This window comes from Ruoffia sp. FAM 20857, from assembly GCF_045528645.1.
Taxonomy (GTDB): Bacteria; Bacillota; Bacilli; order Lactobacillales; family Aerococcaceae; genus Ruoffia; species Ruoffia halotolerans.
In genome coordinates, this window is sequence record NZ_JBGQRB010000023.1 from 1 (window position 1) to 14,426 (window position 14,426).

Annotated in this window: 17 protein-coding genes and 1 other RNA gene; 10 read left to right on the forward strand and 8 right to left on the reverse strand. The window is 35.6% G+C overall.

Translation table 11 applies throughout. The features are described from left to right. Window positions 1–231: 231 nt before the first annotated feature. From ACEN4N_RS06635 to ACEN4N_RS06645, 3 genes are all read right to left on the reverse strand, one after another. The gene (locus ACEN4N_RS06635) at window positions 232–2,094 is read right to left on the reverse strand and encodes a heavy metal translocating P-type ATPase (RefSeq protein ID WP_407090819.1); all 1,863 of its coding nucleotides are present in this window, start codon (window positions 2,092–2,094) and stop codon (window positions 232–234) included. Window positions 2,095–2,183: 89 nt separating this feature from the next. Beyond that, window positions 2,184–2,396, reverse strand: a complete 213-nt coding sequence (locus ACEN4N_RS06640; protein WP_407090820.1) for a heavy-metal-associated domain-containing protein — start codon at window positions 2,394–2,396, stop codon at window positions 2,184–2,186. Between the two features lie 164 nt (window positions 2,397–2,560). Continuing rightward, a complete protein-coding gene (locus tag ACEN4N_RS06645) occupies window positions 2,561–2,872 on the reverse strand; it encodes a hypothetical protein (protein ID WP_407090821.1) in 312 nt (103 codons plus the stop codon). Between the two features lie 167 nt (window positions 2,873–3,039). Here ACEN4N_RS06645 and ACEN4N_RS06650 point away from each other — a divergent pair, with 167 nt between their 5' ends. The 3 genes from ACEN4N_RS06650 (at window position 3,040) to ACEN4N_RS06660 (ending at window position 6,160) form a co-directional block, all read left to right on the forward strand. Continuing rightward, on the forward strand, window positions 3,040–3,624 hold the full coding sequence (locus tag ACEN4N_RS06650) for a site-specific integrase (RefSeq protein ID WP_407090832.1): 585 nt from the start codon (window positions 3,040–3,042) through the stop codon (window positions 3,622–3,624). A gap of 1,079 nt (window positions 3,625–4,703) precedes the next feature. After that, the gene (locus ACEN4N_RS06655; protein WP_407090822.1) at window positions 4,704–5,078 is read left to right on the forward strand and encodes a hypothetical protein; all 375 of its coding nucleotides are present in this window, start codon (window positions 4,704–4,706) and stop codon (window positions 5,076–5,078) included. A 95-nt stretch (window positions 5,079–5,173) separates the two neighbouring features. Continuing rightward, window positions 5,174–6,160, forward strand: coding sequence for an ISL3 family transposase (locus ACEN4N_RS06660; protein ID WP_407090823.1), 987 nt, complete (start codon window positions 5,174–5,176; stop codon window positions 6,158–6,160). A 167-nt stretch (window positions 6,161–6,327) separates the two neighbouring features. Here the strand turns inward: ACEN4N_RS06660 and ald are convergent, their stop codons facing one another. Next, complete coding sequence (gene ald, locus ACEN4N_RS06665; protein ID WP_407090824.1) at window positions 6,328–7,443, reverse strand: alanine dehydrogenase; 1,116 nt, start codon at window positions 7,441–7,443, stop codon at window positions 6,328–6,330. Window positions 7,444–7,750: 307 nt separating this feature from the next. Between ald and ACEN4N_RS06670 the strand changes: the two genes are divergently transcribed. Beyond that, window positions 7,751–8,524, forward strand: a complete 774-nt coding sequence (locus ACEN4N_RS06670; protein WP_407090825.1) for an NRDE family protein — start codon at window positions 7,751–7,753, stop codon at window positions 8,522–8,524. 63 nt (window positions 8,525–8,587) lie between these two features. Further along, window positions 8,588–8,954: a transfer-messenger RNA gene (ssrA, locus tag ACEN4N_RS06675) on the forward strand. A 131-nt stretch (window positions 8,955–9,085) separates the two neighbouring features. On the opposite strand, the gene ACEN4N_RS06680 is transcribed toward ssrA, so the two are convergent. Together ACEN4N_RS06680 and ACEN4N_RS06685 are read right to left on the reverse strand one after the other, a co-directional pair. Then, window positions 9,086–9,601, reverse strand: coding sequence for a GrpB family protein (locus ACEN4N_RS06680; protein WP_407090826.1), 516 nt, complete (start codon window positions 9,599–9,601; stop codon window positions 9,086–9,088). 51 nt (window positions 9,602–9,652) lie between these two features. Next, a complete protein-coding gene (locus tag ACEN4N_RS06685; protein WP_407090827.1) occupies window positions 9,653–10,009 on the reverse strand; it encodes an MmcQ/YjbR family DNA-binding protein in 357 nt (118 codons plus the stop codon). A gap of 217 nt (window positions 10,010–10,226) precedes the next feature. Between ACEN4N_RS06685 and ACEN4N_RS06690 the strand changes: the two genes are divergently transcribed. Together ACEN4N_RS06690 and ACEN4N_RS06695 are read left to right on the forward strand one after the other, a co-directional pair. Further along, window positions 10,227–10,784 carry a TetR/AcrR family transcriptional regulator gene (locus ACEN4N_RS06690; RefSeq protein WP_407093921.1) on the forward strand — a complete coding sequence of 186 codons (558 nt, stop codon included), beginning with the start codon at window positions 10,227–10,229 and terminating at the stop codon, window positions 10,782–10,784. Window position 10,785: 1 nt separating this feature from the next. Further along, window positions 10,786–11,196 (forward strand): DUF2871 domain-containing protein, encoded by a 411-nt coding sequence (locus ACEN4N_RS06695; protein ID WP_407090829.1) that lies wholly within the window; start codon window positions 10,786–10,788, stop codon window positions 11,194–11,196. A gap of 70 nt (window positions 11,197–11,266) precedes the next feature. On the opposite strand, the gene ACEN4N_RS06700 is transcribed toward ACEN4N_RS06695, so the two are convergent. Then, a complete protein-coding gene (locus ACEN4N_RS06700; RefSeq protein ID WP_407090830.1) occupies window positions 11,267–11,425 on the reverse strand; it encodes a hypothetical protein in 159 nt (52 codons plus the stop codon). 281 nt (window positions 11,426–11,706) lie between these two features. Here ACEN4N_RS06700 and ACEN4N_RS06705 point away from each other — a divergent pair, with 281 nt between their 5' ends. From ACEN4N_RS06705 to ACEN4N_RS06715, 3 genes are all read left to right on the forward strand, one after another. Then, window positions 11,707–12,129 (forward strand): cupin domain-containing protein, encoded by a 423-nt coding sequence (locus ACEN4N_RS06705; protein WP_407090831.1) that lies wholly within the window; start codon window positions 11,707–11,709, stop codon window positions 12,127–12,129. A gap of 152 nt (window positions 12,130–12,281) precedes the next feature. Beyond that, window positions 12,282–12,959, forward strand: coding sequence for an ATP-binding cassette domain-containing protein (locus ACEN4N_RS06710; RefSeq protein WP_407090515.1), 678 nt, complete (start codon window positions 12,282–12,284; stop codon window positions 12,957–12,959). Further along, a complete protein-coding gene (locus ACEN4N_RS06715) occupies window positions 12,946–13,725 on the forward strand; it encodes an ABC transporter permease (protein WP_407090514.1) in 780 nt (259 codons plus the stop codon). The genes ACEN4N_RS06710 and ACEN4N_RS06715 overlap by 14 nt, the downstream gene beginning before the upstream one ends. 41 nt (window positions 13,726–13,766) lie before the next feature. Here ACEN4N_RS06715 and ACEN4N_RS06720 read toward each other — a convergent pair whose 3' ends face one another. After that, entirely contained in the window at window positions 13,767–14,375 is a 609-nt protein-coding gene (locus ACEN4N_RS06720; protein ID WP_407090513.1) for a hypothetical protein, read from the reverse strand. Between the last annotated feature and the right edge of the window lie 51 nt (window positions 14,376–14,426).

Below are 14,426 nucleotides of genomic sequence, written 5' to 3' on the forward strand. Positions count from 1 at the left end.
GACACGGATTCACCGCGGCTTCCAACAAGCTGAAGCAGAGCTAGAAAAAATGTTTGAAAGATTAACAAATTAATAAATCGATTTTATAGAAGGAGTACTTCATTTACACATAATTATTGACACTCCCTTTTTTCGAAATTTGTTCGACTATATTATATTGGAAATTCTATCGTAATCTATTTAGTTTTTATTGTATTTTTTATACATGAACCTCTTTTGCGTTCGCCGTTTCTACATAGTTCCTTTGAGTCTGTAGCGCAATAGTCTCATACCGTTTAAGATAACGACTAAGATACTTCCTTCGTGTACTAACATACCGATTGACATGTTCATCCAGTCTGAGAAGAAAACGGCTGCTAGAAGAACAAGTACAGTAACAACTGCAATGACAATATTTTGTTTCATATTATTGGCGGTTGCTTTAGTTAAGCCTAAAGCGTGAGGCAAGCGGCTCATATTTGAGTTCATTAAAACGACATCAGAAGTTTCAATAGCGACGTCTGTTCCGCTACCCATTGCGATTCCAATATCCGCAAGGGCTAATGAAGGACTATCGTTTACTCCATCACCAACGAATGCGACAATTTGACCCTGAGCTTGGAGTTCTTTGAGGTAGTCTGCCTTATCTTCTGGCAGTAAGTTTCCATGGGCTTCTGTTAATCCTAATTCTTCAGCGACTAAATCAACAGTACCTTGGTTATCTCCTGATAGTACGATTAAGTTCTTAACACCTAAAGCTTTCATCGCTTGTAAATCTTGTTTAATCCCTGGGCGAATTTGGTCACGAATCCCCATTAGAGCTTTCAACTCACCATCGACTGCTGTAATAACTAATGAGTTTCCACGTTTTTCGTAGGCTTCAAAATCTTCACGAGCTTCTTTTGTTAATTGGATATTTTCTTTTTCCATTAAAGCGACGTTTCCTATTGCAACGCGGTGGCCATCGACTTCTGCGACGATTCCTCCACCTTTTACAACGTTTGTTTCATCTACTGGATACATTTCAATATCGCCTAACTGTGAAAGAACCGCTTTTGCGAGTGGGTGATCCGATTCATTCTCGACACTTGCCAGATAGCTTAGTGCTTGATCTGCATCCCCATAGGTTTTAAATTCGGCAACTTCTGGGTTACCTACAGTTAGAGTTCCTGTTTTATCAAATAGAATCGTATCAACTTTACTAAAGTCTTGAATTACTTCTGAACCTTTTAATAATACACCATTTTTTGCACCATTTCCGATACCAGCTACGTTAGAAACAGGTACTCCAATGACTAATGCACCTGGGCATCCGAGTACTAGTATTGTAATGGCCAACTCGATATTTTGACTAAAAATCCACACGATAAACGCTAAGACTAAGACAGTTGGTGTATACCACTGCGAGAACTGGTCAATAAAGCGTTCAGCTTCTGATTTTGAATCTTGAGCTTCTTCAACAAGCTCAATAATTTTACCGAAAGTTGTATCTTCTCCTACACGGTCTGCACGAATTTGTAGGGTTCCATTTTCTAAAATTGTACCTGCGAAGACTTCTGAATCTGTTTCTTTTCGAACCGGATCCGCTTCACCAGTGATTGATGCTTCGTTAATGTGACCTTCACCAATAACAACCGTTCCATCAACTGGAACTTTTCCACCTGTACGGACTTGTAGGATATCGCCTTCGTCAACATCCCATACATCAACTTCTTCAAATTCACCATTTTCCATTTGTTTAAAAGCTACTTCTGGTGCCATTTCTGTCAATTCTTTAATCGCTGAACGAGTAGAGTTCAATGTGCGAGCCTCTAACCAGCTACCGAATAAGAATAAGAACGTTACGATAGCTGACTCTTCATAGTTTTGAATGAGGAAAGCACCGATTACTGCGATGGTTACTAACACATCAATTGAAATTACTTTTACCTTTAAAGCCCCAAAAGCTTGAATGGCGATTGGTGCCACCCCTAAAATAGATGCGATAATGAATGCGATATTAAAAACTTGTGTGTTTCCAAAACCAAAGTGTGCAATAAATCCTATAACGATTAAAATTCCTGAGATAAGTGTGATTTTATTTTTACTGCTTAATATTTTTTGCTGAAAACCCATTTCTTTCTCCTCCTAGTTTGTACTTGTTGACTACAGTATACCCTGCGCTTTTTCATTTAAAATTGACCCCAATCAACTTTCATACGTTATTATATTTTCTTTGCTGAATATCCAATCTCTTCAATCTTATGAAGAATTTCTTCTTCTGATATTTTATTGTCTTCAAATACTACTCTTGCTTTGCTTCTATCAAATAAAATTTTTATTGTTTCTATCTCCGTTAATTCATTTACATTGTCTATGATTTTTTGCATACAAGATGGACAGGTCAATTTTTCTAATTGAAACGTTATCGTCATCATCTTCTCTCTCCTTTATTTTTTAGTCATTACTCTGAATGTTTTGATTACACAGTTAGTATAGACCGAATATTTTGTTTGCGAATTGATTTATATCAATCTCTTACATTCATTTAAACATTCGAATAAAAAAATCACTATCCGTTAAGATAGCGACTCTTTTTCTTTTATGCACCATGTTCATCTTGTAGAATCTCAAGTTTTTGAAGGACAGTATCTATACTATTGGGATCTAAATTCGAATCATCAAATTCCGCTCCATGCCCTTGAATCAGCATATTTAATTTCGGCTGCAAGCCAGTAATATCATGCGCTGCTTCTGGTATCTCACAGTTATGCGCGACTAACAAAGCGTCTGCTTTTTTGTGAAAAGTATCTAAAGAGTCTACAGCCATATTAGAATCATCAAATGTTACACCATGGTCTTCCAGTAAAAAGTTTAATTTTCCATTTATGTCATTTGCTATATTTTTGTCCATTTCTATAAATCCTCCGCATTTGTATTTTTGTTACATCTACAGTATACAAGAGGTAACCGCTGTAATAATTGATGCGTATCAATAAACTGTGTTATTACTAGAAATACTTTGAATGTATAGACACCGTTCTAAAACAGAATTTAAATTTGAATATAACTAAAGATACAATGGTTGAAAATTTAGATATAAACGGATATACGTACTTTAGGATATTATCGTACAGTGGTGCTCGAAAATCAGAAATACTAGCTCTTAAATGGTCGGATATTGATCTTGATACATCTACACTCAACATTAGTAAAACACTTACTAGGGGCTTAAATAATAAGATTATCATGCAACCTACGAAGACGGTGAAAGGTCGAAGAGTGATTGATATGGATTATGACTCTATGAAGCTTTTAAAGCTGTGGAAGATGTATCAGGCTCAATTCATGCTGAAACTTGGATTTAATACCAATACACACGATCAGAATGTTTTTGCGAATACTAGAAATAATTTCTATTCAATTAATGTTCCCAATAACCGTATGAGAAATGTGCAAAAGCGTAATGGACTCAAACAAATTACCGTTCATGGGTTACGACACACGCATTGTAGTATCCTCTTCTCTATGGGAGCTTCAATAAAAGATGTACAGGCTCGCCTAGGACACACGGATATTCAAACAACAATGAATATCTATGCTCATGTTACTAAAGAAGAAAAGAAAGACACCGCAGATAAATTTGCTAGATTTATGGAAAATTAAAGAAGTTTGTTAACTTGAATTTAAAAACCATTACCCTTTTTTCGATGTTAATAGGAAAGATAACTAATATTAGTAAAAAAGAGATATAATAAGTAAATATACGGTTGATTAAAAATTATTTAATGGATCTCTATTGTATAAGAAAAAAATATTTATTGTAGGAATAGTACTTCACTTGACCTTAAGAGAAATCCTTTTTGAAAGGATTTCAGAGATTATGTCAAATTAGGAACAAAGGAGTGGATTGAAATTGGTTGAAAAAAAAGACTTTTTTACTTTATTGTCGATAGATTTTTTGTTCATTGGAATATACGCCTTATATATTATACTCCCCGAAAAGTATTCTCTAGGCTATTATCCAATAGGAATTATATCTATCATTCTGTTGGCAGTCTGTTTAAGAACATTATTTCTTTATATAAAAAATAATGTTCTGCACAAGAAGGTTACATTAAAAAGTATTTTGTTACTTTTTTTATATTTTATATCGATAGTAATAATAGCAATAAGTATTTATGTTTGGTTTGCTTTTTCTCCATTGAACTCAGGGATATTTGGAATTAAATAGTAAAAAATTGAAACAAAATATGCAAAACTAAAATAAAATCTTTTTGATATATACAAGGATTTAAGAGAACTAGTAATTGAAAAGTTTCAAACAGAAGTTGAAGTCTATGCCTTTCTACTTCAATATATAGAGATTGTTTCTATTGATGACAATAAACTAATAGTAGTAGATTACGATAACATCTTTCTTATTGAAAATACTACGAAGATAGTAAAAGCTGCCGTTAAAAATCCAGAACTAAAAACCATTACCATTTTTCGAGTAGTAATGGAAATGGTAATGGTTGGTAATGGTTTATAGCAATTGTAAGCAAAGCTTTAGAATTAAAAAAGGCTTCCTACCAGCGTTTAGAAGCTGTTAGGAAACCTTAGTAAAGCTATAATGGAGTTGAGGGGGTTCAATTCCCTAGCCAAGCACCCTCAATTCCTATTTATCACATAAATAATCAATTCCCTATACAAAAAAAGGTTCTATAATTTTTAGTGTTGGTGAGAAATCACCCGCACTATTTTTGTATACACAAAAAGCCAGTGATTTCCGTTATGATGTAAGTACGACCAAACACATAAGAAAGGAAATCAAAATTGCTTACTTACATTCTACCGCTCTTTTACTAGGAATTAAAGACCCTCACATTAAATTAACGCATGGTTTACAAGAAAAATCCTATGGAGATGTTCAACAATTCCGTCCGTCGGTTCAAACGACGTCCCTGGATGTGAAGGTGCCCATCGAAAGTCCTCACGATGACGGGGATCTCGATCATCTGCCTCAAGCCTGTTCTCACTGTGGCTGTCTAAATCAAAGTAGTCATGATATCATACGAAACGGTACGATGAATTCCGTCGTTTTATTGGGACAATACAACTTTCAGCCTATCTATTAAAAGTTAAGGAAACAACGCTATTTGTGTAAACATTGCCGTGGGCCACAGTAGCTGTCACTTCCTTAACTCGTCGGCGTTGTTTTATTTCTAATGCGGTGAAGTATGTCATCATTGAAGAATTAGCTCAGATGCAGTCCATGACCTTCATCGCCCAACACCTGAATGTTTCAACTACGACGGTCATCCGTCAATTAAAAACCTATGGGGACAACCTAAATCCTAAGCCTAGCCGCTTACCGTCCCACTTGGCGATCGATGAATTTAAATCGGTTAAAAATGTGCCCAGGGCAATGTCGTGTGTGTTAATGGATAACGCGACACATCAAATGGTGGATATCCTTGAAGACCGAACTCAAGGGTATTTAAGGGCTTATTTCTTACGGTTCTCACTGGAAGAACGGCGGCAGGTGAAAACCATCACCATGGACATGTATTCCCCTTATCGAGACTTTTTACCGCGGTTATTCCCGAATGCCCATGTCATTATTGACCGCTTCCATATCGTTCAGCTCTTAAACCGAGTGTTAAACGTGTATCGCATTCGGGTTATGAATCGGCTACGCTATACTCAGCCCCGGGATTATACCAAGCTTAAACGATTGTGGAAGCTGCTCTTGAAGCCGCGCGAAGCGTTGGATTTTACCCACTATCATACCCATCGATTATTTGATGGGTTGATCAGTGAACAAGGCATGGTAGACTATTTAATCCAACTGGATGCTCAACTGGCACGCACTTATGACTTTGTGCACCGACTGATTGAGGCCATTCGCTACCGGCGTTTCCAAGCGTTTGAGACTACCTTAATGGAAAGTAAGAAATATGTCTTCCCACACAAAGTGAGAACGGCGTTTCGAACCTTAACTTCCTACGCGTTAGATATTGAAAACAGCTTAACTTATACACTCTCGAATGGGGTTGTGGAAGGTACCGTAAACAAAATCAAGATGATTAAACGATCTGGCTATGGTTATCGCAATTACGGTCACTTAAGATGTCGTATTTTAATCTCAACCCAGCTTCAACAACTTAATGCTGAACCTGTACGCCCATTGTATTTTTGTGACGAAGCAGCTCTATAGACGAATATACTCTCATCCAACAGATGACTAATATACTTACATAAAAAAAGACGATAGAACTAAATCTATCGCCTTAAATATTTACCAACACTATTTGACAAAGAACCTTAAAAAACACAAAAACCCAGAAGCATCTCTGCTCCCGGGTTAAACCTTCATTCATTTAATTATTTATCAAATAACTCATGTACGTCAGTGAATTCACGGTCTTGTGATTCAGCAACACCTTCTTGAGTAAGAATACCTTTATAAGTATTAATTCCTGTTAAGATTGTTGAGTTACCTAAAGCTGCTTCTTTAACACCTTTGTTGATAATTTCTTGTGCGTAACGTAATGTTACGTTAGTTAATCCTAATGTCGCAGTTCGTGGTACAGCACCTGGAATGTTCGCAACTGTATAGTGAACAACACCATGTTTAATGTATACAGGGTCTTTATGTGTTGTCGCGTGAGTCGTTGTTTCAAAGTTACCACCTTGGTCAACAGCGATATCGACGATCACAGATCCTTCTTTCATTGTTTTAACCATATCTTCAGTTACTAAGATTGGTGCGCGACGTCCTGGGATTAATACAGAACCAATAGCCACGTCAGCATCTTGGATTACTTTCGCAATATTTTCTTCAGTAGACATTAGTGTTTCAACTTGTCCACCTAATAAGTCTTCTAATTCAGCTAAACGTTGTGGATTAATATCTAAAATTGTTACTTTAGCTCCCATACCAACTGAGAGTCTCGCTGAGTTGTATCCCACGATTCCTCCACCAATAACAACAACGTGGGCACTGCTCACGCCTGGTAGACCATCTAATAGAATTCCACGTCCACCATTATGTTTTTCTAAGAAGTGAGCACCAATTTGAACAGCCATACGTCCTGCTACTTCACTCATTGGAGTAAGTAATGGTAACGTACCGTCTTCAACCATTGTCTCGTATGCAATACCAATTACGCCTTTATCTAATAATGCTTGAGTTAAGTCTAATTCAGGCGCAAGATGTAGATAGGCGAATAAGATTAATCCATCGTGGAAGTAATCATATTCTGCTGGTAGAGGTTCTTTTACTTTAATTACCATATCAGCGGCCCATACGTCTTTTGCATCATCTTTGATTTCTGCGCCAGCTTCAATATATTCCTCATCAGTAAAACCTGATCCGTCACCAGCGTGTTTTTCAACATACACAGTATTACCTGCATCCACTAACGTTTGCACGTTACCAGGTGTCATACCAACGCGATCTTCATTTGGTTTAATTTCTTTCGGAATTCCAATTATCATAAATATTTCTCTCCTCAAATTTCTTTTTCGATTGTCAAATATAAATTTCCAACAAATTTAGTATATCATGATTAGTGAAAAAGTTATAATGATATACTTTGTTTTTTTAAATACCTTTGTGTAGGTATTTTTTTGCATGAAAATCTCCCATGTGAATTCACATTCATATCATTATATAACTAAATAGCTAATTATTTAATTATATATTATTTTTTGAACTTGAAGCAAATTCATATTTATTTTATATCTTAATGATATACTATCAAATGAAGATGAATTAATAAGTATAATATAGGAGGTGACACATATGTGCTTAATTACATTCAATAAAGATGCGGATAGACCGTATCCATTCGTACTAATTGCTAACCGGGATGAGTCTTACCATAGAGAAAGTAAGGCGATTCATTTCTGGGAAGATGAGCCAAACATTATTGGTGGCCGTGATATGAAAGCTGGCGGAACATGGTTAGCCATGACAAAGACAGGTCGCTTTGCCGCTTTGACTAATCAGCCTTTTACAAAGCATGAACCGGTTGAATTAACATCGCGTGGTGAGTTGATTTCGAATTTTCTTAAAGGCGATATGACTGCTATTGAGTATGCGAAGGAATTAAGAAAGAACCGCCTGAACTATGATGGGTATAATTTATTATTTGGAACACTAGATGACCTGTATCTATATGATAATGTCTCGGATGCTATGACTCCCCTATCCGATGGGATTCATAGTGTGAGTAATACGAAAGATGATTTATCTAAGTACCGTCAAACTCAATCTGAAAGTGATTTAACTCAAATGCTTGAGGCGAACCAAGCCCCATCTGTCAATCAAATGATTAAAAGCTTTCAAGACAAGACACCTAATCCAGACTTTAAGCATTACCCAGAGCATTTAGACAAAGAGTATGCTAGACAAAGTTCTTCGATTTTCCTAAGTGGGTATCAAGAGTTTGGTACAGTTTCTACAACAGCAATTGTTGTTGATAAAGAAGGCAAGGTTCAAATGAAAGAAGTCAGATACAATCCGGAAGAAATTACTCAAGTCACTGAGAAGACGTTTCAGTTAGAGTCGGAGTAGATAAAAGACTGACTAAGTTTGACTTATGATACTCTCCGTGCTATACTAGTTGAGTATCATATCGGGGATGTCTTGGTTTCGACAGGTATTGTTCGAACTTATGATGCGTCAGGAAGGCAGCGACTTCCTAAAAACGCTACAGTTAAATATAACTGCAAACAAAACAAACAATAATTTCGCTTTAGCAGCCTAAGAACTGCGGGTGAAGATCGGCCTGGCATCGCCCATGTGCTCAGATGCCGGTCTCAAATTCAGTGGGATACGATTTAACTTTCCGTCTGCAAGTTAAATAAGAGATTACCAGACTCGCGAACTGCGATGCCCGTTTATCGGCTAACAGTGAGCCAAACTTTAAATGGATAAACTATTGACGTAGATTCGTAAGTGGCGAGATATTTGGACAGGAGTTCGAATCTCCTCATCTCCATAATAGCTTCACTAAGGTTTCCTACCAGCTTTCAAAGGCTGATAGGAAACCTTTTTTTTATTCATTTTTACTCATGAAGGCTATAATCAATACTACTCCAAAGATGGTCATGGTTTTTAAACTTCATTCATATATTAAGGATGATTGATTTTTCTCAATATCGATTGAACAAATGCAGTTTTTTCCTCAGCATATTTATGCTTATTTGTTTTGTTTATTTTTGATAATTCTATCTTTAATGTTTCATATTCATTTTTGACTTGACTATTATTTCTCAAATAATCTCTAAAATCTAACTGATCTACCAAATGTTCGTTTCCAGTTTGATACATATGAATTTGATGAGTTCTAGGTTCTCCTTTAGTAAAATAATGTCGATCGGGTAATATGTTTGTACCATGATAAGTATAACCAAGTGATTCTAAGGCCGAAATACACTTTTCTCCATCCCTAAATTGCTCAATTTCAATGGCGATATCAATAATAGGCTTTGAACTTAAATACTTTACTGCAGTACTACCAATGTGATGGATTTTAACTGGATAGGATTCAATCTTAGTTTGGATTCTTCTTTTCTCTAGTAAAAATTCTTTTTCCCATTCACCTGTCCAGGGAACTAAAAACACTTCACCTCTAGGTAAACCAAGCATATATGAAAACTCCTTTTGAATTGATTTAATATATCTTCTTTATACTCAACCCTATTTCATCAAATCAAAACTTTCTTCAATTAAATCTTCAATATCACCCATTGAATCCATCTCTCTCAAATTAATGGTCACCCAATTATCTTTGTCCATGTGATAAGCTTGGTAAATCCCCTCTGTTTTTCTGAGCATGCCGATGAATTCATTTCTCACTTTTTGATTCAGGACATAGATTTTCTTATCTCCTTTTAGGCCAATCTTATCTGGAGTGATGTCCATAACAAGGGCAAACCACTTTTCATTGTCCTTATGTCTCAAGGCTGCATAATTCTCAAAGGTATCCCAAGGATGGTCGGGTTTAACTTTATATTTATCTTCAATGTAGTCAAATAACTCTTCTCTTTCAATCATTATTTGCCCTCCTTTATGAATAATTTGTTCAAGTAAAACTTACCACCAACCCTTTAACTAAGCAAATATTAATTTTTTTAATCATTAATGACAAAGTGTCACTCTCGTGCTATACTCACATAGTGACACTCTGTCACTAATAAGTTATAGAGGAGGTTTTGATATTCCAAAAGATACTTTTTTACATTTAGATGCTGAAAAACGCGTACAGATTGAATTGATTTTATTGGATGTTCTTTACGATCAGCCGCTGAGTCAAGTGAAGGTGTCGGAAATCATTTCTTTAATGAATATGTCTCGGGGCGCTTTTTATAAGTATTTTAAAGATTTGGCTGATGCGAATGATTACTTAATATCAACCGTTGCACGCGCAATTCATATTGATATTATGCAGCACATTCAACAAAGTGAGAATGCCCTATTTGATGGGATTGCGAATTACTTGAAGGAAATTAGTCACCTCGATCATCAGGATATTCGATGGAAACAAATCAAATTCTTAACAGGAAGTGATCAATTAATATTCTCGAGACGTCGTAAAGTTCCATCTGAATCAAAGATGTTTGATCATTGGTTTTCGATATTAGAAAAGAACCACCTTGATATCTCAAATAAAAAAGAAGCAATGAGCTTTTTATACTTTGTCATGTCATTGGTTACAAATAGTTTAACTGAATTTATCGCCAATGAGTGGGATTCACAAACACTTCTCTTAGAATACAATCGAAAGATTTCTTGGTTACTTCATGGCTTAAACAACACAAAAGGAGAGTAATATGCAACACAAATTAGCACGTACGAGTATGATTTATATGATTTTAGGTCTGGCTTTCGGATTATTTGATCGTGAATTCGCTCGAATTTATGACTTTACTGGCTATACTCAATTAGGGGTATTACACACACACACTTTAATTTTAGGAATGTTCTTTTTCTTAATTGTATTAATTCTTGAACACCAATTTAAATTAAGCGCACACCGCCATTATAAAAAATTCATTATGTTCTACCAATCCGGTTTAGGCTTATCTTTACTAATTATGTTAATCCATGGATCAATGATTGTGATGGGAATGGAATCATCCGAAATGATGTCTGGGATTGCTGGTATTGGGCATATTCTACTAACAATTGGTCTTGGCTTTTTCTTTAAAGTATTAATAGATAGTATTAAAGCAGTTAAATAGTTTTATTTAAGAAGAGCCCCCTTTTAATCCTCGTTTGGATTTAAGGGGGCTCTTAATAGCTTGTACCTGATTAATTCGAGTTATTTATTTGATCAATCTTTTCAACAGCTTCGGTGAAATAATTTTTTAGTTGATTAATTGTTTCGATCGTTATTAATAAATTCTCTTCAGGAATATCAATTGATTTTATAACTTCTTTTTTATATTGTTGATAATATCGATCTAACAACACATCACCCTCACTTGTATTGCTTATATAAGTGATTCATTTATCTGTTGTTGACTATTCTCGTATAACTATACCTTTGCCTTATAAGCTTGCCTTTAAATCTAGAAAACTATTCTCTCATTGTGCCCCTTCAAATCATTGTTTAATATAAATATATTTTGCTCCCTCAATACTTTTTTTATAAACAACATTTATATTATTTGACAAACTTTTATGTAAATGTTATTGTCTATGTAACATATGTATTTTAGATGTGTGAACTATTACGAGGAGGATTTAATATGGAATTTGACTACAAGGACCATGGTAAAAAGCCGTATGTAATAAATATCGGAGATGCAACGAAGGAAAATAATAACTATCGTACGACAATTTGGACAGGCGAAAAATTACAAGTAACTGTCATGTCAATTCAACCAGGTGATGATATTGGTTTAGAAGTACACGAAGGCATTGATCAATTTATTCGAATTGAAGATGGTGAAGGCTTATGTAAGATGGGGCCAACTGAAGATGATTTAAATGTACAAATAAAAGTATCTGATGATGATGCTGTATTTGTGCCCGCAAATAAGTGGCATAATATCGAGAATACTGGAGCTAAACCACTTAAGTTATATACAATATATGCTGGACCCGATCACTTAGAAGGAACAGTCCACCCGACTCATGCAGATGCAGAAAACGATCCGAATGAACATTAAATAATCAATCATTAACAAAACAACTCTGATCCGATGTTAGTTCATGACATTGGCTCAGAGTTTTTATATATATTTTTTATTAGTATATCTTGCATTGGCCTTTTAGAATGCTTACAATTAGGTTATATGTTTTTCAAAGAAAGGTGATTACCGTGTCAGAACTTATACAGATTAATAATCTAACAATTAAAACCAATACGCAAACAATCATAAGTAACTTATCATTTGACGTTCAACCCAACGAAATTCTTACGATTAATGGCCCTTCTGGGAGCGGTAAAAGTACCGTACTCAAATACCTTGCGCAATTACAAAGCCCTGCCTTAACAACGTCAGGTGACTATCTATTCAAAGGTGAGAATGCCGAGGACATTGACCCCATTGAATTACGTCAAAATGTCTCTTATTATTTCCAATCGCCAACCTTATTTGGTGAGACGGTGCGAGATAACTTACAGTTTAGTTATGATATTCGCGATATGGACTTTGATGAAGAGCTTGCGAAAGATTTACTTTCACATGTTCAATTACCGAAGTCGTATTTGGATAAAGACATTACAACTTTATCTGGTGGAGAGAAACAACGTGTGGCTTTAATTCGTAACGTTCAATTCCGCCCTGATATTCTCTTACTGGATGAAATTACAAGTGCGTTAGATTCAGATACTCGAAAAATCATCTGGGAATGGTTAAATCAATACCGTAAGGAAAACAATGTGACAGTGATTATAGTCAGCCACATTAAAAAAGAACAACAATTAGCTGACCGATTTATCACCTTAGATAAGATAGGCTTCGATGAAAGTGAGGATAATCATGAACCAGCTTAATGTAACCCCAACTTCTTTAGTTTTATCATTTATTTTAGTCATTATTGCGATTATCATTTCATACCGAAAAAAATTAAAACTTGAAAAAGAGTTAATTATTGCGATTGTCCGCATGATTGTTCAACTCGTTGTGGTTGGGTTCCTATTACAAGGAATTTTCCAAGTTAATAACACATTTGTAACACTAGCGATGATGCTAGTCATGATATTGAATGCTAGCTGGAATGCGGGACAACGTGGTAAAGGGCTGAAAAACGCTTTTATCAATTCTTTAATTGCGATTTTAACCACAGCGACGATTACGATTAGTGTGCTTGTACTTTCAGGTAGTTTAGAATTCACACCCTCTCAACTTATTCCAATTACTGGGATGATTATCGGGGGCTCAATGAGTTCGATTGGTTTAGCCTTCTCTACCCTATCACAGACGTTTACAGACCAAGCACAAGCCGTTCAAGAAAAACTGGCTCTTGGTGCAACACCTTATCAAGCTTCCCAATCGATTCTAAAAGCAACAATGAGTCGGGGGTTACAACCAACGATTGATAATACGAAGACGGTAGGAATAGTGACTTTACCAGGGATGATGGCTGGTTTGATGTTTGCGGGAATTGATCCTGCTAAAGCCATTCTTTATCAAATTATGGTTATGTTTATGATGCTAGCCTCTGCGGCAATTTCTACTTATATCGCGACTTACTTAACGTATCGTTCATTCTTTAGTGACCGAAACCAATTACGTACAAATCGATTAAAAGATAAATAAAAAAATGAGTTAGTGAGAAAATCTCACTAACTCATTTTTTGTTATGACAATTCAGATGTATCGTCGTCTGCTTCTTCCTTGATTTCTTCTTCAGCTAATACAGTGATGTCTTCATTGACTATAGGTTCTTCTGTGGGTTCAGTTGTTTCTGCGACTTCTATTTCAGGTTCTGGTTCAACTTTTTTCGAATCACCAATCGTAACTTGCGCTAACTCTTCTTTTGTTTTCTTCATTTCATCTTGCATGAATACTGTTCCTAAACTAATTAAGACTGGTAATAGGATAAATAGTGTCGCATTTTCAAAGAATTTTTGCCAGTACAATGACGTGAAATCAAAAGCATTCTGAAACGCAGCAGTTTGGGCATTCATTGCTGATTCCGCAATCACTTCGCTATTCATTGCTAATTGCTCAAGCGCTAAAGATGTTGCTGCAAAGTTAATCTCTCTAGCTGTTTGAAAGTAAGCTGTGATGAAAGCGAAGATTGCTCCAATGAGTACGATAAAGATATACCCCTTATAATTGCGTCCATTTTCTCCCACTTCGCTACCAGATTGTTGATTAAACCAAACTGTAAAGCGATTCCATAAGTTAAATTGGTTGATGAGTAAGATAACTAATATTACTATCACTACAATTTCAAAGACCATTTATTTTCCTCCTCAATTTTTTAATCTCTTTCGTTCCATTATACCGATGTT